We start from the raw sequence: 1,932 nt of genomic DNA on the forward strand, positions 1-1,932 counted from the left end.
ATCGAGTAGGAGGTAAACATTAATCATAGGTGTTTATCTCCTATTTTCATGTTCACCGACCTCTCACACCACCGTACTTGCCGTTCGGCATACGGCGGTTCCTATTTTGGGCGCCATTCGAGATACGAGTCCATTAAGGTAGGATATCCTGCCTTTCGCAGGCTATCATTATTTATCGCCACTTTCAATATAGGGCTATCAGCGATACGCCAATAACCTTTGCGAGTATTACCCCATTTCCGTGCATTGTATTTTTCTATACCACATTTAATGAGGTTTGCCACCTTGGTCTTGGGTTTCTTCCAAGCTTTCCATATACACATACGTATTCTCCGTCTTAACCACTCATCTGTGTCAAGAAGAAAACGTTTCATTTCGGCAAGATGATAGTATCCAATCCATCCATGTATGTATTCTTTCAGTTTCTGTTTCCTCTTCATGTATCCCCATCCGTTGCTACGATTCGTCAGTTCTTTAAGTCTTGATTTAATCTTAGATTTGGATTTCGGATGCACTGTGAGACGACATTTGCCTTTCGTTACATAAAAGGAATACCCGAGATACTTCACTCCTTGGACATATGACACTACAGTCTTTTCCTTGTTGACTTTGAGATATAGAGTTCCCTCTATAAATCGGGTTATGGACTCCCTGACTCTTCTTGCCGCCCTTTTGGATTTGCAGAATATCATTGAGTCATCGGCATAGCGCACAAAAGGAAGTCCTCTGCGTTCGAGTTCCTTGTCCAGTTCATTGAGCATAATATTACTTAACAATGGACTTAGTGGTCCTCCTTGGGGAGTTCCTTCCTCGCTCGTTTCAAACAAACCTTTGTTCATTACACCGCTTCGGAGGTACTTGTGTATTAGACTGACAACTCTGCCGTCTTTAATAGTACGGCTGAGGATTTCTATGAGTTTGCTGTGATTCACGGTATCAAAGAAGCACTCGAGGTCAAGGTCTACTACGTATGTGTAGCCTGTATTGATTATCTCTTGAGCTCCTCTTACCGCGTCATGACAGCCTCTCCTCGGACGGAAGCCGTAACTTCTCCTGGAGAATTGACGCTCATAGATAGGGCTAAGAACTTGGTTAATGGCTTGTTGCACCAAGCGGTCTACCACCGTGGGGATTCCTAATAGACGCATCTTGCCATTGTTCTTGGGGATTTCTACCCTTTTGACGGGGTTTGGACGGTAAGAACCGTCCATCAAGGAACGGGTGAGCGCATTTTTGTTGGCTAGTAGCCATGAAAACAATTGTTCACATGACATATTGTCGATACCGCCACAGCCCTTGTTTCCAATCACTGCCTTATAGGCTCGATTAAGATTGGAAGGACTCAGGATTTGCTCGAAAAGGTGTTCCTTGTCGAATGGTACTTCCACGATGTTGTCTTCACATATCCACATGAAAGTCTGCACTCCCTCATACCATTCGGTTTCCGACCTATCTCTTTGAGGGCAGTCATTAACTTCGGATAATGTTTTCTGCATTCGTTCTTTCATTAGGTATGTTTCTATTACTATCGTTTAATTATTAGGTTCAGTCCTTCACAAACTTATCGACACGTTTGCTACTATGACATCTGCTGACTTCTCACGGCAAGCTTTACTCCATACATTTCGTAAAAAAAAACTAATATGTATGTCCGTGAGACCTCCTCGGATAAGGGTATTAACTTTCCATCTTATGTCTGCTTCATCTACATTAACCGTTCCGAATAGCTATAGGGCTTTGGTTTGGACAGCAACCTTGCCCACGGTTTTTATGCCTTATATGAAGTTTCTGTTCGTCAGACCAGATGTTTGCCGCCAGCTTCTTTCAGATTCCACCTCACGATGGACACCCTTGCTATTGGCTGTATGATTCCCGCTATTAGGGCTCATTAGGGACTTGCACCCGTTAGCTAATACTCATGCCGAGCATACT

At 43.5% G+C, this 1,932-nt stretch carries 1 protein-coding gene; it reads right to left on the reverse strand.

All coding sequences use genetic code 11. The features are described 5' to 3' along the window. Positions 1-101 precede the first annotated feature (101 nt). Entirely contained in the window at positions 102-1,508 is a 1,407-nt protein-coding gene (ltrA, locus tag I6E11_RS14510) for a group II intron reverse transcriptase/maturase (protein WP_235338818.1), read from the reverse strand. Positions 1,509-1,932: the final 424 nt, after the last annotated feature.

The sequence above is a fragment of the Bacteroides caecigallinarum genome, assembly GCF_021531075.1.
Lineage (GTDB): Bacteria > Bacteroidota > Bacteroidia > Bacteroidales > Bacteroidaceae > Phocaeicola > Phocaeicola caecigallinarum_B.

What these genes read in the sequence shown, in the direction of transcription:
- ltrA (WP_235338818.1), bottom strand. Translation starts at nt 1,508, where the DNA reads ATGAAAGAACGAATGCAGAAAACATTATCCGAAGTTAATGACTGCCCT.